This is a genomic window from Corynebacterium sp. HMSC034H07, assembly GCF_001815175.1.
GTDB classification, from domain to species: domain Bacteria; phylum Actinomycetota; class Actinomycetes; order Mycobacteriales; family Mycobacteriaceae; genus Corynebacterium; species Corynebacterium hiratae.
In genome coordinates this window covers 19,150-40,874 of record NZ_KV819501.1, presented here as the reverse complement: position 1 = coordinate 40,874, position 21,725 = coordinate 19,150, and the positions used below count along the sequence as shown (strand labels likewise).

The 21,725-nt window shown below is 62.0% G+C and carries 18 protein-coding genes, 1 tRNA gene and 1 other RNA gene; 13 read left to right on the top strand and 7 right to left on the bottom strand.

Annotated features, from left to right (window positions below; all coding sequences use genetic code 11):
• Positions 1-141: 141 nt before the first annotated feature.
• On the bottom strand, positions 142-2,898 hold the full coding sequence (gene aceE, locus HMPREF3009_RS02830) for a pyruvate dehydrogenase (acetyl-transferring), homodimeric type (RefSeq protein ID WP_070510620.1): 2,757 nt from the start codon (positions 2,896-2,898) through the stop codon (positions 142-144).
• A 173-nt stretch (positions 2,899-3,071) separates the two neighbouring features.
• On the opposite strand from aceE, the gene HMPREF3009_RS02825 reads away from it, so the two are divergent.
• Together HMPREF3009_RS02825 and HMPREF3009_RS02820 are read left to right on the top strand one after the other, a co-directional pair.
• The gene (locus HMPREF3009_RS02825; protein ID WP_046647091.1) at positions 3,072-3,509 is read left to right on the top strand and encodes a DUF3052 domain-containing protein; all 438 of its coding nucleotides are present in this window, start codon (positions 3,072-3,074) and stop codon (positions 3,507-3,509) included.
• A 113-nt stretch (positions 3,510-3,622) separates the two neighbouring features.
• Positions 3,623-3,698, top strand: a tRNA-Val gene (locus HMPREF3009_RS02820).
• Positions 3,699-4,598: 900 nt separating this feature from the next.
• On the opposite strand, the gene HMPREF3009_RS02815 is transcribed toward HMPREF3009_RS02820, so the two are convergent.
• Genes HMPREF3009_RS02815 through HMPREF3009_RS02805 form a run of 3 tightly spaced genes read right to left on the bottom strand, consistent with a single transcriptional unit; the run spans position 4,599 to position 6,492 of the window.
• A complete protein-coding gene (locus HMPREF3009_RS02815) occupies positions 4,599-4,955 on the bottom strand; it encodes a hypothetical protein (protein WP_070510040.1) in 357 nt (118 codons plus the stop codon).
• A gap of 24 nt (positions 4,956-4,979) precedes the next feature.
• Entirely contained in the window at positions 4,980-5,969 is a 990-nt protein-coding gene (locus HMPREF3009_RS02810; protein WP_070679901.1) for an SURF1 family cytochrome oxidase biogenesis protein, read from the bottom strand.
• A gap of 31 nt (positions 5,970-6,000) precedes the next feature.
• Positions 6,001-6,492: a low molecular weight protein-tyrosine-phosphatase gene (locus tag HMPREF3009_RS02805; protein WP_046647730.1), complete on the bottom strand. Its 492-nt coding sequence runs from the start codon at positions 6,490-6,492 to the stop codon at positions 6,001-6,003.
• Positions 6,493-6,595: 103 nt separating this feature from the next.
• On the opposite strand from HMPREF3009_RS02805, the gene HMPREF3009_RS02800 reads away from it, so the two are divergent.
• The 5 genes from HMPREF3009_RS02800 to HMPREF3009_RS02780 all read left to right on the top strand — a co-directional run bounded on the left by HMPREF3009_RS02800 (position 6,596) and on the right by HMPREF3009_RS02780 (position 11,227).
• A complete protein-coding gene (locus HMPREF3009_RS02800; protein WP_070510034.1) occupies positions 6,596-7,444 on the top strand; it encodes a Nif3-like dinuclear metal center hexameric protein in 849 nt (282 codons plus the stop codon).
• Complete coding sequence (locus tag HMPREF3009_RS02795; protein ID WP_070679898.1) at positions 7,445-8,161, top strand: zinc ribbon domain-containing protein; 717 nt, start codon at positions 7,445-7,447, stop codon at positions 8,159-8,161.
• Positions 8,158-9,339: a bifunctional RNase H/acid phosphatase gene (locus tag HMPREF3009_RS02790; protein ID WP_070679895.1), complete on the top strand. Its 1,182-nt coding sequence runs from the start codon at positions 8,158-8,160 to the stop codon at positions 9,337-9,339. Before HMPREF3009_RS02795 ends, HMPREF3009_RS02790 begins: the two co-directional genes overlap by 4 nt.
• Before the next feature lie 15 nt (positions 9,340-9,354).
• Positions 9,355-9,787: RNase P RNA component class A (gene rnpB / locus HMPREF3009_RS02785), an RNA gene on the top strand.
• 36 nt (positions 9,788-9,823) lie between these two features.
• The gene (locus HMPREF3009_RS02780) at positions 9,824-11,227 is read left to right on the top strand and encodes an RNB domain-containing ribonuclease (protein WP_070679891.1); all 1,404 of its coding nucleotides are present in this window, start codon (positions 9,824-9,826) and stop codon (positions 11,225-11,227) included.
• On the opposite strand, the gene HMPREF3009_RS02775 is transcribed toward HMPREF3009_RS02780, so the two are convergent.
• On the bottom strand, positions 11,224-12,495 hold the full coding sequence (locus HMPREF3009_RS02775) for a galactokinase family protein (protein WP_070679888.1): 1,272 nt from the start codon (positions 12,493-12,495) through the stop codon (positions 11,224-11,226). The genes HMPREF3009_RS02780 and HMPREF3009_RS02775 overlap by 4 nt on opposite strands.
• A 146-nt stretch (positions 12,496-12,641) precedes the next feature.
• Here HMPREF3009_RS02775 and HMPREF3009_RS02770 point away from each other — a divergent pair, with 146 nt between their 5' ends.
• A complete protein-coding gene (locus tag HMPREF3009_RS02770; protein WP_046647736.1) occupies positions 12,642-12,830 on the top strand; it encodes a hypothetical protein in 189 nt (62 codons plus the stop codon).
• A 147-nt stretch (positions 12,831-12,977) separates the two neighbouring features.
• On the opposite strand, the gene HMPREF3009_RS02765 is transcribed toward HMPREF3009_RS02770, so the two are convergent.
• Both HMPREF3009_RS02765 and HMPREF3009_RS12970 read right to left on the bottom strand, forming a co-directional pair.
• Positions 12,978-14,717, bottom strand: a complete 1,740-nt coding sequence (locus tag HMPREF3009_RS02765) for a CYTH and CHAD domain-containing protein (RefSeq protein WP_070679885.1) — start codon at positions 14,715-14,717, stop codon at positions 12,978-12,980.
• 110 nt (positions 14,718-14,827) lie between these two features.
• Positions 14,828-15,904 (bottom strand): DUF2786 domain-containing protein, encoded by a 1,077-nt coding sequence (locus HMPREF3009_RS12970; RefSeq protein WP_083312703.1) that lies wholly within the window; start codon positions 15,902-15,904, stop codon positions 14,828-14,830.
• Between the two features lie 199 nt (positions 15,905-16,103).
• Here HMPREF3009_RS12970 and HMPREF3009_RS02755 point away from each other — a divergent pair, with 199 nt between their 5' ends.
• From HMPREF3009_RS02755 to HMPREF3009_RS13520, 5 genes are all read left to right on the top strand, one after another.
• Positions 16,104-17,441, top strand: a complete 1,338-nt coding sequence (locus tag HMPREF3009_RS02755; protein WP_046647739.1) for a glutamine synthetase family protein — start codon at positions 16,104-16,106, stop codon at positions 17,439-17,441.
• 7 nt (positions 17,442-17,448) lie between these two features.
• Complete coding sequence (locus HMPREF3009_RS02750; protein WP_070679882.1) at positions 17,449-20,508, top strand: bifunctional [glutamine synthetase] adenylyltransferase/[glutamine synthetase]-adenylyl-L-tyrosine phosphorylase; 3,060 nt, start codon at positions 17,449-17,451, stop codon at positions 20,506-20,508.
• A 140-nt stretch (positions 20,509-20,648) separates the two neighbouring features.
• Positions 20,649-20,966 (top strand): hypothetical protein, encoded by a 318-nt coding sequence (locus HMPREF3009_RS02745; RefSeq protein ID WP_049154535.1) that lies wholly within the window; start codon positions 20,649-20,651, stop codon positions 20,964-20,966.
• Between the two features lie 29 nt (positions 20,967-20,995).
• Positions 20,996-21,433 carry a hypothetical protein gene (locus HMPREF3009_RS02740; protein WP_070517377.1) on the top strand — a complete coding sequence of 146 codons (438 nt, stop codon included), beginning with the start codon at positions 20,996-20,998 and terminating at the stop codon, positions 21,431-21,433.
• A gap of 134 nt (positions 21,434-21,567) precedes the next feature.
• Positions 21,568-21,720, top strand: coding sequence for a hypothetical protein (locus HMPREF3009_RS13520; RefSeq protein ID WP_158395987.1), 153 nt, complete (start codon positions 21,568-21,570; stop codon positions 21,718-21,720).
• The last annotated feature ends 5 nt before the right edge of the window (positions 21,721-21,725 follow it).

Genomic DNA, 21,725 nt, shown 5'->3' with positions numbered 1-21,725 from the left:
TAGAGCCTCTGATTCAAGATCTGGCCAGAACTTTGGCAACAACGACAGTTGCCGCCCCTCGGTTTAGGTAAGAAGAATGCCCCTCCTGCCCGAGGTGGGGCAGAAGGGGCTGGAGGGCTTGGGGCTGTTAAGCCCTAAGCCTTAGTCCTCGTCGGAGGACGTAGAGATGGTGGCGGTCGGGTCGTCGAGCTTCAGCTCGCGAGCTGCCTTCTCGACGGTGCTGCGCTCCACCTTGCCCTCGCGGGCCAGGCCCTCGAGAACGGCGACGACGATGGACTCGGCGTCGATGTTGAAGTAGCGGCGAGCGCCTTCGCGGGTATCGGAGAATCCGAAGCCATCTGCGCCCAGGACGATGTAGTCGCCCGGGACGTAGGGGCGAATCTGCTCCTGCAGGTCCGTAGCGAAGTCGGAGACACCGACGAACGGTCCCTCGAAGCCCTTGAGCTGAGAGGTAGCGAATGCTTCGGTCGGCTCAACACCCTTGCGCAGTGCTTCCTGGTTACGGGCAGCGCCGTCGCGAGCCAGCTTGACCCACGAGGTGACGGAGAACAGCGAAGCCTTGACATCGAAGTCCTCAGCCAGGATCTCCTGGGCGCGCAGGGCCTCGTACATGCCCACACCGGAGGCCAGGATGTTGGCTGGGATGGAGCCGGACTCGGCGGTGTTGTAGTGGTAGATGCCCTTGTGCAGGCCCTCGACGTCGAGGTTCTCCGGCTCAGCAGGCTGCTTGACCGGCTCGTTGTACACGGTGATGTAGTACATGATCGGCTCGTTGTCCTCGCCGTACATGCGCTCAATACCGCGCGGAACCAGGTGAGCGATCTCGTAGCCGAAGGCCGGGTCGTAGACCTCCACGGCCGGGTTGGTCGACGCCAAGATCGGGGAGTGGCCGTCCATGTGCTGCAGGCCCTCGCCGGTCAGGGTGGTCCGGCCGGCGGTAGCGCCGATGATGAAGCCGCGGCCCAGCTGGTCGGCAGCAGCCCAGAAGGCATCGCCGGTGCGCTGGAAACCGAACATCGAGTAGAAGATGTACAGCGGAATCATCGCCTCGCCCTGGGTGGCGTAGGAGGTAGCAGCCGCGGTGAAGGAGGCTGCGGCACCGGCCTCGGAAATGCCCTCGTGCAGAATCTGACCATCCGTGGCCTCGCGGTAGGAGAGCATGAGGTCGTGGTCCACCGGGACGTAATTCTGGCCACGCGGGTTCCAGATCTTGAGAGTTGGGAACCAGGAGTCCATACCGAAGGTACGGGCCTCATCCGGAATGATCGGCACGACGCGCTTGCCCAGCTCCTTGTCGCGCATGAGCTCCTTGAAGGTACGCACCAGCGCCATGGTGGTGGCGACGTCCTGCTTGCCGGAACCCTTGCGCACCGAGCGCAGCTTGGACAGATCCGGGGTGGTCAGCGTCTCGAAGTTCTCACGGCGCTCCGGCAGGAAGCCGCCCAGCTCTTTACGACGCTCCAGCATGTACTTGATCTCCGGAGCATCCTTGCCCGGGTGGTAGTACGGCGGCAGGTACGGATCGGCCTCGAGCTGCTCGTCGCTGATCGGGATGCCCTGCTTGTCGCGGAAGAGCTTCAGATCCTCCAGCGTCAGCTTCTTCATCTGGTGGGTAGCGTTGCGGCCCTCGAAGTTGTGGCCCAAGCCGTAGCCCTTAATGGTGTGGGCCAGGATGACCGTCGGGCGGCCGGTGCCCGCGTAGCTCAACGCCTTGTCGTATGCGGCGTAGATCTTGCGGTAGTCGTGGCCACCGCGGCGCAGTGCCCAAATCTCATCATCGGACATGTCCTCCACCAGCTTGAGCGTGCGCTCATCGCGGCCGAAGAAGTGCTCGCGCACGTAGGCGCCGTCGTTAGCCTTGAAGGTCTGGTAGTCACCATCAGACGTGGTGTTCATGATGTTGACCAGGGCGCCGTCCTTGTCGGCTTCCAGCAGCTTGTCCCAGCCGCGGCCCCAGACAATCTTGATGACGGACCAGCCGGCACCGCGGAAGAAGGACTCCAGCTCCTGAATGATCTGGGTGTTACCGCGCACCGGACCATCGAGACGCTGCAGGTTACAGTTCACCACGAAGGTCAGGTTATCCAGCTCATAGAGGGAAGCCATCTGCAGCAGACCACGGGACTCCGGCTCATCCATCTCGCCGTCGCCGAGGAAGGCCCAGACATGCTGCTTGGAGGTGTCCTTGATGCCGCGGGTCTCCAGGTACTTATTGAAGCGTGCCTGGTAGATGGCGTTGATGGGGCCCAGTCCCATGGACACGGTGGGGAACTCCCAGAAGTCCGGCATCAGGCGTGGGTGCGGGTAGGACGGCAGACCATTGCCCTCGCCGCGGGAGTGCTCCTGGCGGAAGCCATCGAGGTCTTCCTCGCTCAGGCGGCCCTCCATGAAGGCGCGGGCGTAGACACCCGGGGAGGCGTGGCCCTGGAAGAAGACCTGGTCGCCGCCGGAGGGATCATCCTTGCCCTTGAAGAAGTGGTTCAGGCCCACCTCATACAGCGGGGCAGCGCCTGCGTAGGTGGAGATGTGGCCACCGACGCCGATGCCCGGGCGCTGTGCGCGGTGCACCATGATGGCCGCGTTCCAGCGGATCCAGCGGCGGTAGCGCTTCTCCAACTCCTCATCGCCCGGGAACTCCGGCTCCAGGGAGGTAGGGATGGTGTTAACAAAATCCGAGGACGTCAGCGACGGCAACGGCACGCGCTTGGCGGTAGCGCGCTCAAGAAGGCGCAGCATGAGGTAGCGGGCGCGCTCCGGATCGGAAGAATCTAGAAGACCGTCGAGGGAGTCCATCCACTCGCGGGTCTCCTCGGGGTCGGAGTCATGCAGGTATGCTGCCACGCCATCGCGAACGATGGGAAAGTTGGAGTCGCCGTTGTGGGCGTCCAAGTCGGCCATTAAATCCTCCTGGGTCGTAGTACACAGATCTTGCTCTAGGATACGCGCCCCTTTCGCGGTGGGTCACTCGGAGGCCCCCACGGGTGGTTTTATGGGGGAAAATGTCCACCTCCGGGGAGGAACGGGGGAGGTTTGACGCGAAAAAGTGCACCGTAGCCGTTAAAATACTCTGCATGACATCAACTACTTCATCGGAAGGAACTCAACGAGTGACGGGATTTGCAGCCAAGCTCGGCATCGAGGAGGGCCAGATTGCCCTAGAACTTGGTTGGGACGAAGACTGTGACTCCACGATTTCTGAGTCCATCGAGGACGTGTTGGGGGAGGACTTCCTCGAGGAAGAGACCGACGAGTTGTGCGACCTTGTGCTGCTGTGGTGGCGCGCGGAGGACGGCGACTTGGTCGATGGGCTGGTGGATGCCACCCGTCCCTTGGGCGATTCCGGCCGCATCTGGCTGCTGACCCCAGGAGCTGGAAAGCCAGGCAACTTGGAGCCGGGCGAGATCTCCGAATCTGCACAATTGGCCGGTCTGGTGCAGACCAAGGCCGAGCGCCTCGGCGAGTGGCAGGGTTCCTGCCTCGTGGCCCGTGGCTACACCAAGAAGCCCTAAGAAATAATCGCAGGATGTACCTGCTCGCGCGGCATTCGCAGCGACTAGTTACACCCCGATTTGTTGCTGCGGGTGCCCATGGGCTAATCTTGGTCGAGCACACCAAGTGCACTGCGGCTTTAGCTCAGCTGGAAGAGCAACTGGTTTACACCCAGTAGGTCGGGGGTTCGATCCCCTCAGGCCGCACCAAATGAAACCCCTTTCCGTTAAGTCGGAGAGGGGTTTCGTCGTGCTCGGAGGGCCGCGCCGCGGGTGCCCTAGGGTGAAGGCCGCTTTGGTGGTCGGTGTATATGCGGACTCCTCCGTCTGCTTTGGGTTGGGTGTGTTGGCGTTCGGGGTTTGGTCGGTAGTGCTGATGCGGGCGTAGCCGATGATTTGGCCGGCAATGCCCGTGGAGTGTTCGGTTGGGGTATACCTCAAAAGGGCACCACTCGCCCCAATCCGATATTCGCTCCCCTCTACGAATGAACGGATGCGTAACGGTGCTCCATGTACAAGTGGAACTAATACTTACGAAAATGACTTAGGCCACAAAAGCATGACCAGTGTTTATGCAGATGAATAATCATTGTTGGCAAATGGTTATTGACTGCATTTTTCATTAGTCATAGGTTTGAGGTAAGCCGGTGATGAGCCGGGCATCTTGGAAATCTGGAAAAGGGGTCATCATGTTCAAAAAAGGGCTGGCGTGCGTGAGCGCTACGGCATTGTTCGCGCTGAGTTCGACATTTTCAGTGCAAGCTGAAGGTGACATTGATGCGTAAACAGAAAAGCACAGCCTACTGGTGGAGCGTTACTGTCGTTGTAGTGCTGTTCATCGCAACGCTTGTAATCAATTATCTAGCAGGATTAAGTGCTGATGAATCATACTTTGGAGCACATTGGTGGCATCGTCTGGCATGGGTTACGCCACTGTTGTTCTTGGCTTCTTTGATTTGGGCCTGGTTCGAGCACAGGAAGGTGCATCGGTATCCGCATTGACCCATATTTAGCAGCGTCGGGCGTGAATGAGAAGGAAGGCTTTGCGCTTGGGCGAAAGATGCTCTTTGCTCTAGTAGGGAATGTCGATCCTGCTTCGCACCGTTTGTCTTAGTGTTCGCCTGGCCACTCGCGGAGATTGATCCGGTTGGTTTCTTTGAGCGCTTGGAAGATTGTTTCTTCGATTTGGTTGAGTGCGACGTTTTCTTTGCGATATTCGTCACCGTAGATGCCTTGGCAGTGCCCTGGATAGAATCTCATGGAGAAGATCCTGACACAGTAGAGTCCGTTTGCCTGCTTGCCGATTCGGAGACATTCTTCTTCACTACCGTTGATTGGCCACACTGCTTCTGGCATGTCTTCGTCCCAGTTGGGAACGCAGTTCTCAGCGGTGCAGCCAGCGGCTTCAAGAATACTGTCGGCAATCTCGGTTTCGGTCGCTTCTCGCGTCCACGCAATCGCGTTCATGATCGTCCCCTTTGGGGGTCGAGGCTAGTAGCGCTCCTGACCGCGCTCACGGATCTTCTCGTAGAAGTCCGGCTTGGCAGAGCCATAGCGCGAGCGGGAGCGGCGCGAAGGCTGCGAGGTAGTTGCTGGCGTCGAAGGCGGGGCAGCAGGCTTCGTAGCATCAGGGTGCTTGTTGGAGGTCTCCTCGTGGTCAAGCTCTAAGGCCTCAGTGGCCGCGGTCGTATCGGGGGAGCCGGCACCGGTGCCAATAGCCGCCGCAGTCGCCTCCGCCATCAGGGCCTCTTCCTCACGGGCGCGGCGGCGCTCGCGAATCTCGGACCACACGAAATACGCAAAGCCCAGCGGTGCCATCACGCCGAAGGCGATCCACTGGTAGCCATAGGACAGGTGGTTGCCGCGGTCCAGCTTCGGCACCGGCAGCGCATGCAGCTCACCTGGCTGATCGGGGGAGAGTTGGAGGTAGTCGTGGGCGAGGGGGACGTCGACAAGCTCTGCGATCTGCTCCGTATTGATGGAGTAGACCTGTGTGTAGCCCTGCTCCTCAATGGGGGCGGAGGTGTGCTCGCGCTCGTTGTAGCGCGCCATGCCCACGATGGTCACCTTCTCCGAGGGGGCCGGATCGATGTGGGGAACGGAATTGCCCTCATCCGTGGGTACCCAGCCGCGGTTGACCAGGAAAGTCTCGCCGGAGTCGGTCTCAAAGGGAACCAGCGACTGGAAGCCCGGAGCGGACTCCACCGGGCGCAGGCGCAGCAGCACCTCATCCTCCGGAAGGTAGTGGCCGGTCAGCTCCGCGCGTTCCCACTCCTTGCGCAGGGAGCCATCGGTGGAAAAGACTTCGGTGACCGGCTGGGGGTCGGCGTCATAGGCCTCCTCAATGAGGTGGTTGCGCTCCACAATCTGGTCGTCTTTATTCAGCTGCCACGGTGCGAGCACCGTGAAAGACAAATAGGAAAAGGCGACGATGAAGATGAGAAAGAGCACCCACCCAGGCTTGAGGAATGTCTTGAGCATGATGATCAGTCTAGTAGCCGCAAAAGATTATCTAGCCGTGGTTCGTCTTAATCCACTCGAGCAGACCTGGAACGGCGGCGTCGATCTCTTCGCGGGTACGGGCGAAGTCCTCCTCCGTGCCGTAGAACGGATCCTCCACGATGGCGTCCTCCGGAGAATTCGGGTCGAAACTGCGCATGAGGCGCACCTTGTCCTTCGGGATGCCGCGCTCGATAAGGGCATCGCGGTGGCCGGTATCCATGGCCACGAACAGGTCCGCGTCCATGTGCTCCGGACCCAGCTGGGCGGCCTGGTGGCCAGCGCCATCGTGCCCGCCGCGGCGCAGCTCAGCCACAGCGCGCTCGTCTGCGCCCTGGCCCACGTGCCAGCCGCCGAGGCCGCAGGAGTCCACGCGGGCGAGGAGATCGAGCATATCGGTCTCCATGGCATCACGGGTAATGATTTCCGCCATTGGTGAGCGGCAAATATTGCCCGTGCACACGAAGACGATGTGGAGCTGGTTGTCGTTCTCCGGAGGCGTCATGCAAAGGCTCCTTAAGCTAGAGGGGTGCGCTGACGAACGAAAGCTAGGATATAGCAGCGACGCGACTGACGTGAAACCTGAAGCCGTATAAGGAGCAAACGAGATGGCAGAACACACGACCGTTGGCGAGATCCGCCGCGTTATCCACGAGGCCTACCCGCCGCAGCTCGCTGAGTCGTGGGATGCAGTCGGCCTGGTGTGCGGTGACCCCGCGGACGAGGTGCGCACCGTGGCCTTCGCTCTGGACTGCACCCAGGAGGTGGCAGACAAGGCCGTGGAGCTCGGCGCGCAGATGCTTGTGGTGCATCACCCGCTGCTGCTTCGCGGGGTGACCTCGGTGGCGGCGGATACCCCGAAGGGCAAGGTCATTCACACTCTTATCCGCAACGGTGTGGCCCTCCTGGCCGCGCACACCAACGCGGATAAAGCGCGCCCGGGTGTCAACGACAAGCTGGCCGAACTCGTCGGCATCACGCCCGGCCGCCCCATCGTCCCTGTCGAGCCCTATGAGAACCTCGACGAGGCGCTGGGCCTGGGGCGCGTGGGTGAGCTTGAGCAACCAATGACGCTGCGCGAATTCACCCAGCGCGTGGCCGATGCCCTCCCAGAAACCGAGTGGGGAGTGCGTGCGGCCGGTGATCCGGAGCGCGTGGTGAAGCGCGTGGCCGTCTCCAGTGGCTCGGGTGACTCCTTCCTGGACCAGGCAGCAGCGCTCGGCGTGGACGTCTACGTCACCTCCGATCTGCGCCACCACCCGGTAGATGAACATCTGCGCGCTGCGCATCTGGCCCATCCTGAAGGTCCAGCCGTGGTCGATACCGCTCACTGGGCCAGCGAGTTTCCCTGGACCACCCAGGCGCGCGATATTGTGGAGAACGCATTGCGCGTGAACACCGAGATCATCGATGTCCGCACCGACCCATGGACGATTTCTGCGCATAAGGAGAACTAAATGAAACTGTCACAGGATCTGCAGAGCATCTTGCTGGAGCTGGCGACCCTCGAGCGCTCCCAGGCGCACGGTGGAACCCCCACCATCCCGGAGCAAGAGGAATACGAGAAGGCACAGGCCGCACACGCCCGGCTTCTCGACGCCTCCGGCTCCGCCCAGCTCGCCGTCGACGATATGGAGATGGAGATCCTGCGCATCCAGGCCGACGAGCGCAAGCTGCGCCAGCGCGAGCGCGACGATAAGGCCCAGCTCGGTGCCGCGACCGACCCGGAGACTCGCAAGGATCTGGAGCACGATCTCTATGCGGCTAAGTCCCGCATCGCGGATCTCATGAGCGAGCTGCAGGAAGCCCACAACGAAATTCACGCACTGCGCGCCAACCTGGATGTCCACGGCGCGAAGGTCTCCGATTCCGAGCGCAAGCTCGAAGTGCTCAAGCGCGCGGCCGAAGCCGCCCAGGAGGCCGCGGCGAACCGACCGGATCCGCAGGTTCGCATCGGCGAGCTGCGCGAGCAGCTGCCCGCGGACATCGTGGCGGAGTACGAGACCGTGCGCGAAGAAAACGGTGTGGGTGCGGCGGCCTTCACCGGGCGCGGTTGCGGCGGCTGCTTCATCGTGCTGCCGCCGGCCGAGCAGAACGCGGTGCGCAACGCGGCGGCCGACGAGGTCTCGCAGTGCAGCGACTGCGGCTCCTACCTGGTACGCCCGGCCTCATGAAGCTAGTCATCTTCGCTGACGGCGGCTCCCGCGGCAACCCCGGGATAGCCGGTTCGGGCACGGCAGTCTACAACGAGGACCGCTCGCAGCTGCTCAGGGAAATCGCCTACGTCGTGGGGCAGAAGTCCACTAATAACGTGGCCGAATACCACGGCCTGCTGCGCGGCCTCGAGGCCGCGGTGGAGCTGGGCGCGGACGAGGTGGAGTTCTATATGGACTCCAAGCTCGTGGTGGAGCAGATGAACGGGCGCTGGAAGATCAAGCACCCGGACATGCAGAAGCTCGCCATCGAGGCGCGCCGCCTTCTCAACCAGATTCCGCGCTTCAGCCTCGAGTGGGTCCCGCGCGCCAAGAACTCGGTGGCCGATGAGCTCTCCAACGTGGCCATGGATGCCGCCGCGAAGGGCGAGCCCGTGGGCATCCTCGATATGGGTGCCGGCGACGCCGCTGAAGCCGACGCTGCTGTCGATGCGGCGGGCGGTGTAGAACCCGGCGGGGAGGCGGGGGAGGCGTCGCCAAGCGCGGCGTCATCGACCGCGGCCGACTGGCGCCCTGAGTGTGGCCCGGCCACCCGCTTCATCCTGCTGCGCCACGGTCAGACAGCGATGTCCGCAGCCAAGCAGTACTCCGGGCGGGCGAACCCCGAGCTCACCGAGCTAGGCAAGAAGCAAGCGCTCGCCGCCGCGCAAGCGCTGATGGATACCCACATCGATGCCGTGGTGTGCTCGCCACTGCGCCGCTGCCAGCAAACGGCCGCGGCCGTGGTGGAGGGCCGGGACCTGCGGGTGGAGACCGTCGAGGCCCTCATCGAAGTGGACTTCGGGCGCTGGGAAGGCAAGACCTTTGCCGAGGCCGACGCCGCCGACCCCGAGCTCCACGCGCGCTGGCTGAAGGATACGTCCGTGGCCTGCCCGGGCGGGGAGTCCCTGCGCGCGGTGCACCGCCGCGTCAGCGCCGCGCGCCGCCAGCTGCAGCAGCGCTATGCGGGGCAAACCGTGCTCGTAGTCTCCCACGTCAACCCCATCAAGTCCTTCGTGCGCCAAGCGCTCGACTCTGGACCGCAGACCCCCAACCACCTGTTCCTGGAGCTGGCTTCGCTGAGCGAAGTTGAGTTCTTCGATGGCGGTAGCACCCTGCATCGATTTAACGATGTGGGGCATCTGGGCGCGCTGCGATAAACTAACAGGCGCGAATGAGCCGACCGGGTAAACGCGTTCCGTCGAACCGGCCCCTTTCTGGGGCTAGGCGCGGGCCGAGGAAAGTCCGGACTCCACAGAGCACGGTGGTTGCTAACAGCAACCCGGGGTGACCCGCGGGAAAGTGCAACAGAAAGTAGACCGCCGCGCCTTTCGCTTCGCTTCGGTGTGGCGATAGGCAAGCGGTAAGGGTGAAAGGGTGCGGTAAGAGCGCACCAGCACCGTCAGCGATGGCGGTGGCTGGGTAAACCCCACTGGGAGCAAGGCATCACGGCCCGCTGCAAAGCGGGCCCGATCAGGCGTTAGTAGGCTGCTCGTCGAAGCCTGAAGGTAGCTGCTTGAGCCAACTGGCAACGGTTGGCCTGGATGGATGTTTACCACCGCGCCTTGGTGCGCGGCACAGAATCCGGCTTATAGGTTGGCTCATTCGCGCCCATATCTTTATTTTTTGGAACAATGGGACGGCATGAAGCTGTATGCCGCGCCCCTGGACTTTCGCCCCATCGCCGAGGAATTCTCCGTTCCCACCGACTTCCCAGGAGAAGTCACCGCGCAGGCCGCGTCCGCGCAGGATCGTTACGCCGAGCAGCGCCGCGATGCCCGCGACATCCCGCTGGTGACTATTGATCCGGCCGGCTCCATGGACTTGGACCAGGCCGTCTTCATCGAAGCCCGCGATGGCGGCTACCGCGTGCTGTACGCCATTGCCGATGTTGGCGCTTTCATCGAACCGGGCTCCGAGCTGGAGACCGAATCCCTGACGCGCGGCCAGACCATCTACCTGCCCGATGAGCCGGCGCGGTTACACCCGGCGGAGCTCTCAGAGGATAGGGCCTCGCTGCTTGCCGACGTCGACCGCCCCGCCGTCCTCTGGACCTTCGACCTCGACACCGCGGGTGAGGTGGAGGACTTCTCGGTGGAGCGCGCACTCGTGCGCAGCCGCGCCCGGCTGGACTACGACCAGGCCCATGCGGACCTGGAGAATGGCACTTTGCATTCTTCTATCGCCCTGCTGCCGGAGGTGGGCAAGCTGCGCCAGGCTTCCTCGCTGCGCCGCGAGGCGATCAACCTGCGCCTTCCCTCGCAGCGCGTATCCGAGACGAATGATGCGGAGAAGGGGCACTACGAGCTGGTGATGGAGCCGCGCTATGAGGTGATGGACTATAACTCCGAAATCTCGTTGCTTACCGGAATGTGCGCGGGCCGATTGATGGAAGAACACGGAGTGGGGTTCCTGCGCACGCTGTCCGCGGCCACGCCGGAAGCTGAGGCAACGTTTCGCACCGAGGCTGAGGCTCTGGGCTTTGAGTTGGGGGAGAGCAGCATTTCGGAATTCCTCCATTCCGTGGACGCGGATTCACCGCGTGGCATGGCGGTGATGCGCGAGGCCCAGCGCCTTTTGCGCGGGGCGGACTACGTGTGGCTGGAGGACGGTGAGGCGGACGTGCATGCGGGAATCGGCGGATACTATGCGCACGTGACTGCCCCGCTGCGCCGCCTCATCGACCGATTTGCCACGGAGGTGTGCTTGGCGCTGAGCGGTGGCTATGAGGTGCCGGAGTGGGTACGCGAGCGCGCCGGGGATGTCATTTCCACGATGCGCTCGACCTCGCAGCTGGCCTCCCAAGTGGATAAGGCGTGTCTCAACCTGACAGAGGCTACGGTCTTGGCGCCGTGGGTCGGCACCAACTTTGAAGCCGTGGTTGTCGACGGCGGAGAAAAGCGCGAGAAAGCGCGTCTCGTCGTGCTGGATCCGCCGGTGATTGGAGTGGCCGTGGGGCAACCGCCCACCGGCAGCGAGACTACCGTCTCGCTGGTTAAGGCCGATGTTGCGGAGCGCGACGTGCTCTTTGCGTGGCCGGCGGATTAATCCTCGGTGATGGCGGGAGCGCCGGCCGATAGGGGGACGACAAGCAGGCCGTCCTCGGCGAGGTCGGCCGCGAAATTCGGGGCCTTGGTACTTGGGACACAAGCAATAACCGCTGTTGAAGTCCCGGCGTGGGCGGAGCGCGCGGCGACGGCGCCACGAGCGGTGGCCAGTTGTGCGAGTTTTTCCGCAGAGTTGAAGCCATAGACCGTGGCCAAGGCCGACTGCGATTGGGTCAGCAGCGGGAAGAGCTCGGTGCCGCGGCGTGAGCGCAAGGCGCGGGCAATTCTCTCGGCTCGCTCGGTTTCTTCCGAGTAGAAAGTGAGCCATGCTGTGGCTTGGTCGATGGTGGGCTGGTTTTCGGGGCCGTGCACCTTGTGGACGGCGGCGAGCCACTCGAGGACACGCTGGGGCGCATCCGGCAGGAGGCGCAGCGATGCAGTGCCGAAGGCGCGGCAGGCGGCGTCAATGAAACGCTCGCGGGCGCGGATCTCGGCAACAGCCTCAGCGGAATCGAAGTCACCGGGGACGGCGAGGGCAAAAGCAGCAATGTCCTTGTTGACCACGTGCGGTGCCTGGGTGACGGAACCGTCGGCGTAGTCGATGATGGTAATGGAGTCACCCGCGCCACGCAGTGCGGCGGAGTGGCGGGCGCGCAGCGCAGGGAAGCGGGCGAAGGTGCCGACGGCTTGGGAGCATACCTCTGCGATCCGGGCGCGAAGAGGAGCGTCGTGCAGATCGTCCGCGCCGCCGAGCAAGGCCAAAGCGGTCGCGATATCAATGGCTGCGGCGGCTCCGAGCCCAGCCGAATCTGGGATATCGTTGACCACTGTGATGTCGGCGCCGGCGGTCTCGCGGGTGAGGAGCTGGCGGTTGATCATGGTGTAGATGATGCCGCCGAGGCGCGCTGCGATGGCGCCCTCGGGCGCTGGGGGCTCGATGGGCTGGCCTTCGGAATCGACGCCGGGCTGCTGTTCCGCGGCGAGGGAGGAGACTTTCTCCAGCGAAATCTGGTCCTCAAGGGTCTCGCCGTTGGTGTGCTCGAGCCGAACGTTGACGATGCCATCGCTGCGAGGGCTTACAGCTACCGCTGCGCGGAGATCAGCCAGGCCCATGATTGTGATGCCGCCGTAGTGGTCGATGTGCTCGCCGATGAGTGCCCAGGTGGCTGGGGCACTGGCGACATGCGCCGGCTCGGCGCCGATGTTGTCGCTGTGCGCGGCGCGAACGCGGTCGACGGCCGGGGTCGAAGGGGCAGTCCACAGGGGCATCGGGAAGGTTCTCCTTTGCTGGTGGCGAGATCCTGCCCGTAAACGGGGCAGGAGGTAGGTGACCTATCTATTCTAACGGGCGTAGTCCATGGACGGTCTGTAGTGTGGGGTGCACTGATCGAGCGCCTAAAAGAATGGAGAAAACAATGGCCGAGGCTGATAACAAGTGGTTCTACGACCCGTCCACCGGTGAGGTGACCCAGGGCAAGGTGTCTGGTTGGGAGAACCGCATGGGCCCCTATGATTCCCGCGAGGAAGCCGAGCGCGCCATCGAAATCGCGCAAGCCCGCACTGCTGCGGCTGATGCCGAGGACGCCGCTGAGGACGATTACTAAAGTCCTGCAGGACTCCTGCAGGACGCCCCATTGAGCGGCGGTAACTCAAAGCCAACGGCCCACCCCCTCGCGAGAAACGCGACGGAGTGGGCCGTTGAAATGTTTGTTCCACCTGCCGGGCGTTGCAGCGCGCCCAGCGGGGAGGAATTAGCGCAGCTTCTTGCGCAGCGGCTTGAACGCAGACTTGATGGCCTTGAAGCTCTCCGAGTAGGCGTTGAGCGCTTCCAAACCGATGGCGCGCTCACGCTGGTAGAGCAGACCATAGCCAAAGGTGTCCTCGCCTCGGCGTCGTGCGGTCTCTGCCAGTTCGAGCAGCTTGTCGCGAGAGGTCACCGAATCCTGGAAGTCTCCCAAGCCTGACTGCATCTGCTTGCAGGCCTTGTAGAGGCTCTTCGTCTTCAACGAGGTTGCGGAACCAGCTGCCTCCGCCGCATAGCGCAGTTTCTTTGCTGCCTTGCGCATATCGTGGAAGTACTCTTCACGTTCATGTAGCGTCAGCTCGGTATTATCCCAGTTGGAGACTGCCTTCTTGTGGCGCTTGACCAGCTTGTCATAAGCCTGCTTGAGGTGCAGGGCCATCACCGTATCAAGATCGTGGGGCTCTTCGTCCTCATCTGGCTTGGCGTGCTTCGGCTCGTAGACCTTTGCTGACTCTTGTTCTTCCTCTTTTTCTTCAGTGGGGGCAGCAGACGCCGAATCGTCGACCGCAGAGTCTTCCGCCTCGCCGCTGGCAGAGGTGCTGTCGGCGTCAGCGGGCGTGTCTTCACCGGCAACCGGCGGGTCGGAGAGGAAGGCATCCAATGCATCGAGCAGAGCCAAGTATTGATCGGAATCGAGCGCGGCGATGACTCGGCGATGCGCGCGGCGGTAGGCGCGGCCCATGTCGTGAGCAATGTGTTCGCGGGTGGCTTCATCGAGGACGTCGGAATCCTCGGACGCGAGGAGGTTCTGCCAACGTTCCTCCACGACCTCGGCGTCACGGGCGACGCCCAACATGGCCGCAAGTTCCTTCAGGTCTGACTCAATGCGCTCGATTTCGGGGCCCACCACAATGCCGTGGAAGGTCTGCAGGTGGCTGCGCAGTTCACGGGTAGCAACGCGCATTTGGTGAACCGAATCCCACTCATCGCGGCGAACCCGTGGATCATATTCGACGAGCTTGTCCCGGTTGGCTTTCAATGCGTCAACAACCGCTGCCGCGGGTGAGCCCGGTTCCACGTTGGACGTGGCAAGCGACGGGGGAAGCTCGACATTATTGACGGATTCACCCAATGCCGACTTCAACTTGGACGGCGAGGAAGAAATCCGAGCCCCAGAGCTAATCAGTAGGGAAGTGGCGTGCCGCAGTAGAGCGCCGCCTTCCTTGGTGCCGGGGAGCTCCCCAGCGAGCTCGACTTCCCACTCACGCCACGAGCTCTGGGAGCCACCCGGAAGGAAGGAGAAGGCAGTGACATGGTCATCACAGAACTCAGCGACCGGCTGGTCATCGGCGTTGACAAGGAGCAATTCGGTGCGGTTGTTGTCGACCTGCGCAATGGGCTCCAGCGGATGATTGCGGATCACTGAGCGAACCTGGTGGAGAAGCTCGGCTGGAACCTCGTACTTGCCATCAATTGGTTCGCCGAGTTCGGCGCGAATTTCGGTGCGGCCCTCGGCACCGGGGATCTTGATGTGCCAACCGTCATCGTTGCCGCCGGTGCGACGGCGCAGCGTGATCTTGGCGTGAGTAAGGCGAAGGTCCTCCGTGTCGTAATAGATCGCCGACAATGATTGGTGGCGGGTTTCTGCTACTCGGGCAACCTCGTCGAGGTTGGTGAGATCGGGCGCCGGCGTGGCTTCATCCACGGCGAACTTGGCTTCGATTTCAAGGAACGTCTTCGGAGACATGTACACACCTTCGTCGGGGAGCGAAAATTTAAAGAGGAGGCACAAAACCTCTACACTTCCAACTAGTTTACCTAGTCATTAGAGCACTTGTGCCAGCCTTTGAGCTCGCCCTAACGAGTGAGTTGGGCACGTCCTGCCAGCCCTGAGGAATCACCACTTAAATGAGACCTTTCCGCAGCGGATGCCCCGGCGGACACGCCTGCTCGGCTCCCCATAGCTAAAGATATGGTGCGGGCGTTGGGAAAGAGCTGATCTACTACCGCTTCCGCGCTTCGTCGGCGATCTTCCACCGCTGATAAAGATTGTTGGGCAAGGACTACTGCATCATGCCCAACCCCCGGATTGCGTGTTGTGGAAGCTGTCGCGTCTGTACTTTGTGGCCCCAGCGTGGTGTTTGCCTTATCTAAGAGCTGACCGATTCGGGTGGCATAGGACAAAATGAAGCTTCGGCGGAAAGCTGCAACATTGCCGAGTTGGCGTGCGCTTTTCGCGTGTTCTCCGTGGTGCAGGTGCCACTCACACTGCCGAAGAAGCGAAGCGAAGAGGTCGGTGACATGGTGGACGTCCTCTCTAGCGCCGAAGACTGTGATGATCCCTTTGGGGTGAAGCTTCAGTACAGTGCATCCATTTCGATCCGCGATGACGCTGAGGAGAGTGGTCTTGTGGTTGATGTAGGGGGCGCTGATGTGAAGGCGCGTGGAAACCACGGAACTGGGCGAAGCATCGAGCGTGCCATCGAGCCGATGTCGTTGCTGCAGGCTTTGTGCCTTGGCAATGAGCGCATTGGCTTCCTCCTCGTAGGGAGTGGATTCGGCCTTCCGCAGAAGGTGGGAGATTTTGGTGCGGATTTTATCCTCCTTGCTGCCATGCGCTGACTGGGAGCTATTTCTCTCAGGCACGAGCACGTCAACGTCACGAAGTATCGGAAGCAACATGGTTGCTTCGATGAGCCGTGTCAGTTCATCGGTGGACATGGTCATCGAAGCAGGCGGAGTCAAGCTCAACCACTCCTTGCGCAACGCAGTGGAACTAATCTGCGCGGGTACCTGACCGGCGGCACGATAAATGAGCGGGTGGCAAAAGTCGCCCACGACGTGAAGAAGATCCTTAGGAGACCATCCTCTCTGGGCCGCCTGGATAATGAGGTTGAGTCCTTGCTCGCTCAGTGTTGCGTGGTTGGTACTCATGGAAATCACATTCCTATCTTTGTTCGTACATCAGTTTGGATATGGAGCCATTCAAGCATGTGGCAGCGACAAGGGCTCGGAAGGTCGAAAAAATTTGCCCCCGAGATACTCTTGCCAACTGGGGTGATAGATGACGCTGCGGGGGCAAAAGAGCAAACGCCCAGCCGCGGCTTCAGCGCGCGGCGGTAGGGTTTAAAGCATGAACAGCCAACACGAATTCGTCCTTCGTACAGTTGAAGAACGCGATATCCGCTTCATTCGCCTTTGGTTCACTGACATCCTGGGGGCGTTGAAATCTGTGGTGATGAGCCCCTCCGAATTGGAATCTGCCTTCGAGGAAGGTGTTGGCTTCGATGGCTCCTCGGTGGAGGGATTCTCCCGTATCTCAGAGGCCGATACTATCGCCATGCCGGATCCCTCAACGTTCCAGATCATGCCCTTCGATAAGGAAGAGCCAGAGCTGTTGTCAGCGCGCATGTTCTGCGACATTACCCAGCCCGATGGGCACCCTTCCCTGGTGGATCCACGCCACATCCTGCGCCGGCAGGTCACAGAGGCGGCCAATGAAGGGTTCACGTGTAAGGCCTCACCGGAGATCGAGTTTTATCTCCTTGAGGATGCGCGTGATATCAACAACCTCATTGCCACCGACAACGGCGGTTACTTCGACCAAGCCACCCACGATAACGCCCCGAGTTTTCGCCGCCGGTCGATGTATGCACTGGAATCCATGGGCATCGCTACGGAATTCAGCCACCATGAAACCTCACCCGGGCAGCAGGAGATCGACTTGCGTCATGCTGATGTGCTGTCCATGGCAGACCACATCATGACGTTCCGCTACCTCATCAAGGAGGTGGCTTCCCAGCAGGGCGTGCATGCCACATTCATGCCCAAGCCTTTCGAAGACCGCTCGGGATCGGGAATGCACACCCACCTCAGCCTGTTTGAAGGCGATTCCAACGCCTTCCACGACCCCGACGATGAGATTTCCCTCTCCAGTACGGGACGGCAGTTCATCGCCGGCATTCTTGAGCATGCAGTGGAAATGACGGCGATCACCAACCAGTGGACCAACTCTTACAAGCGCCTGATGTTTGGCAGCGAAGCCCCGGGGTCGGTGACCTGGGGTGTGTCCAACCGCTCGGCCCTCGTCCGAGTACCGACCTACCGCCTGTCCAAGGAAATGTCGCGACGGGTGGAGATCCGCTCTCTAGACTCAGCGATGAACCCCTACCTGGGATATGCGGTTCTCCTGGCCGCCGGATTGCGCGGTATCAGGGAAGGGTATGAGCTCGGTGATCCGGCCGAGGACAATGTCCATCAGTTGACCCGCCGTGAGCGCCGTGCGATGGGGTACAAGGACCTGCCCAGCAGCTTGGACCAAGCACTCCGAGAGTTTGAACGCTCCGAATTCATGGCAGAGGTCCTCGGCGAGCACGTCTTTGAATACTTCCTGCGCGCGAAGTGGGACGAGTGGCATGAGTATCAGCAACAGATCACCGCATTCGAATTGCGCAACAACCTGAACTTCTAGGAGAAGCATGCGTCCTGTGTCAGTACCGTCCCCGGCGACTCTCGGCCTTACCCGGCCAACTGCTGCGGAGGATCTTTCCCGTCTCGAGTGGGATAATCCAGAATCCCTGGAGCTGCTGTGGACACTGGCCGGAACCGGTGATCCCGACATGGCCCTCAACACGTTGATGAGGATCTTCGAGGGAGCGCCCGAGATTGGGCCGGCGATGCGTGAAGACGAAACCCTTCGAGTTCGGCTGCTTGCCCTTTTGGGCGGCTCCTCGGCGTTCGGTGATCACCTCGCCGCCCACCCGGAGACCTGGCAAGAACTGCAACGCCCGTTGCCTACCCCAACGGAAATGCTGAACACACTATTGGACGAGGTGGGGGCGGAACCGGCGACGTACGCAGAGCAACCAGACCGCCCAGACACGGCGAACCCCGAGCTGACATCGCCCGGCACCTACCGCGCATCCCCTGGTGACCACAAAGCATCTCTCAAGGTGGCATACCGGACGCTGATGATGCGCATCGCGGCCCATGACCTCGCCGGTACCTTCCACTCCCGCAAGGGCCAGTCGCGCCCACAGCCGCGAGTAGGTTTCCGAGAGGTCACCAGGCTGACGACGGCTCTCGCAGATGCCGCCTTGACGGCCGCACTCGCGGGTGCGGTCCGTGTGGTCTATGGCGACGAGCCCCTCGATGCACAGCTGGCGGTTATTGCGATGGGCAAGTGTGGCGCGGGGGAGTTGAACTATATCTCCGATGTGGACGTTATCTTCGTGGGCTCGGAGGCGACGCCGAAGGTTACGCGCCTAGCATCGGAGTTCAATCGAATCGGCTCGGCCTGCTTCTTCGAGGTCGACGCCAACCTGCGTCCGGAAGGAAAATCCGGCGCTCTCGTCCGAACTCTGGATTCGCACGTGGCCTACTACAAGCGGTGGGCGGAGACCTGGGAGTTTCAGGCACAACTGAAGGCGCGACCGCAGACCGGCTACCTACCCCTAGGCAAGGATTATGTGAGCCAGATCGGGCCCATGGTGTGGACTGCCTCGCAACGGGAGTCCTTTGTTGAAGACGTACAGGCTATGCGCCGCCGCGTGCTCGAGAACGTCCCGGAAGAGATGCGCCTTCGCGAGCTCAAACTGGGGGAGGGCGGTCTGCGCGATGTAGAGTTCGCAGTCCAATTGCTCCAGTTGGTGCACGGTCGCTCGGATGAATCGTTGCGCACGCTCGCGACGGTCGATGCGCTCGCCGCACTCGTGCGCGCCGGGTACGTAGGGCGCGAGGATGGCACCCAGCTCATTGAGGCCTACGAGTTTCTTCGTCTTCTGGAGCACCGCCTCCAATTGGAGCGTTTCCGCCGAACACATACGTTGCCGGCGAAGGATGACAACACGGCGCTCGAGTGGCTGGCCATCAACTCGGGTTTCCACCCGCAGGGCCACCAGTCGGCGGCGGATCGGATGAACATCCATCTCCGGAAGATTCGCCTGCTTATCTCTGAGCTCCACTCGCGCTTGTTCTATCGCCCGCTGCTCAATTCCGTGGCATCGATGTCGGCGGACGAGCTCAAGCTGTCGCGCGAGGCAGCCCTACTGCAGCTGGCAGCGCTGGGCTATCGCCATCCGGACAGAGCCTTCGAGCATCTGACTTCTTTGGCCGCGGGCCAGTCGCGCAAGGCTCGCATCCAGGCCATTTTGCTGCCCACGTTGATGGAGTGGCTCTCGAACACCGCGGATCCAGACATGGGCTTGTTGAACTACCGCAAGCTTTCGGAAGCAGCCTACGACCGTACCTGGTTCCTGCGCATGCTTCGCGACGAAGGCGTCGTCGGCCAGCGCCTCATGAAAATCCTGGGCACCTCGCCGTTTACGTCGGAGCTCATCATTCGGGCGCCAGACGTCGTCAAGCAGCTCTCCGACGGCGCGGCGGGGCCCAAGCTTCTGGAAACCAAACCCGAGCAAGTGTCCTCTGCTTTGGTCAATTCCACCAAGCGTCATGCGGATCCGGACAAGGCCGTCTCGGTCGCGCGGTCTCTTCGCCGCGCGGAGTTGGCACGAATTGCCGCAGCGGATCTTCTGGGATTCCTGCCGGTTCAGCAAGTCTGTTACGAGTTGTCCACCATCTGGAATGCGGTGTTGGAGGCAGCGCTCCGCGCCGAGGTCAGGGCGTGGCGGCTGGAGAACGACAATGACGAACCACCGGCTCGCATCGCCGTGATCGGCATGGGGCGGCTCGGTGGCATGGAGCTGGGTTTCGGTTCGGATGCCGATGTCATCGTGGTAGCGGAGCCAGTTGCAGGCAACCCCGAAGAGGAGGCGCTGCCCTGGGCCATCGGCATCATTGAGAAGCTGCGCCGCCGCCTGGCAAAACCGTCCGGAGATCCGCCCTTGGACGTTGACCTAGGTTTGCGGCCAGAGGGGCGCTCGGGAGCGGTCGCGCGCTCCATTGAGTCCTATGAGCGCTACTACTCGCAGTGGGGCGAGCCGTGGGAGATGCAAGCACTACTCCGCGCTGCCTTTGTGGCGGGTGATGAGGACGTTGGCCAGCGTTTCCTCACCATGGTGGATGCTTTCCGTTACCCGCCGAAGGGCGTGAGCGAGAAGACCATTCGTGACATTCGTCGCATGAAGGCGCGCGTTGACAATGAGCGCCTACCGCGCGGCGCGGACCGCAATACCCATACCAAGCTGGGGCGCGGTGGGTTGACGGATATCGAATGGACCGTCCAACTGCTCCAAATGATGCATGCCCACGAGGTACCGGCGCTGCATGAGCCGTCGACGCTGCGCGTCCTCGATGCCCTCGAAGACAATGAAGTCATACCCGTGCACCAGGTACAGGAGCTGCGGGAGGCCTGGCTCTTGGCCACCGATGCCCGGAACGCCTTGGTGTTGGTTCGCGGCAAGCGCGTGGACCAGCTGCCGGCACCGGGGCCGCAGCTGGCGCAGGTGGCTGGCGCTGCAGGGTGGGATCCCGAACATAACCAGGATTTTCTCGACCATTACCTCAAGATCACCCGCCACGCCCGCAAGGTGGTCGACGAGGTGTTCTGGGGGGAGGCGGAATCCTTCGAGCACGACTAAGAGCTGCTGTCCTACCCCCTTAGCCGGACCCTGAGCCTACCCGGATCTATCCCTGATCTTGGTGCCGTGCCCTGTTCATACCGGTGCTAAGCCGATAGCCTGGGCAGCAGTTACTTTCCCTGCCTTCTAAGGAGCACACTATGAGCCTCAACCTATCCCTCGACCTGAACGATGCCACCCTCGCGGACCTCGAAGCCTTCCTTGCCGCGGCCCGCGCTGCTGGGTGTGATCCCGCAGCCGCGCTGAGCGTGGAGGGGACGGTGATGCACGTGGACGTCGCCAAGCCTCGCGTCCGCCCCGACGTTTCGAAACCTGATACGCCACGTCGCACCAACCTTGACCGCTCCGCAGCGGAGTCCACCATCCGTTCCATCATCGATGCCCTCTCTGAGCGCCTTGATCCACCGCACCCTCCGCACGGGACTTCCTTTGGGACGTTTGGGCCGAGCGTGGATTAATCCGATGAGCTATAGGGAAGCCTAGAATTATGCCCGTGAAGTCCAAGCAGATCATCGCCGTATGGGTCCTCGTGGTGGCGGCCGTCATCACCGTCGTCGGCGCAGGCTGGTGGGTCACGGAGAGGAATCACGTACCGGAGGGAGCACTGACGGTGGAGCAGGTCGTCAATGGTGGCGTGCCGCAGGATCAGTCGGTGAATGCCCACCTCGACCCCACCGAAAATGACCGCATCGTGGCCCTGGCGGAGGCGCTGGGGATCCCGTCGGAATCGGTCCCGCGTGGCCTGCTTTCAGTGGCATCGGATAGGTACAGGTCCCGCCAGGTCCTCGAAGCCGATCTGGACAAGGCCGTTGAGGCGGGCGCCATCACGAAGGAAGAGGCCAAGGGGGCGCTCTCTGCCTTCGACGCTGGCATCGTCGCCCCGGTGGAGGGGCCGATCTTCGTGGAGTCGACCCCGGCTGAATAGGCCCCGCTGGCAACGCTGGCACTGAAGTCACAGGGACTGGCAGGAGATGCGCAGTCAACGAGGATTTGCCTTGCAGCCATGGCTCTTAAGCTCACACGCACAGATAACGAAACGATAAAGGTTGGTGCGTTGAAGTGGAGAAACGACGAAAACTGCGCGAGCTTCTCAGGACCGCAGTGGGAGTGAGCATCGCCATCCTCGTTCCCATCGGCGGCGGGCTGGGCGTCTTCGAAGTGGCCAACGGGGTGCCCCTTGAGGCTTCGTTGAGCGCCCTGTCCCTCCAGTAGCCCAG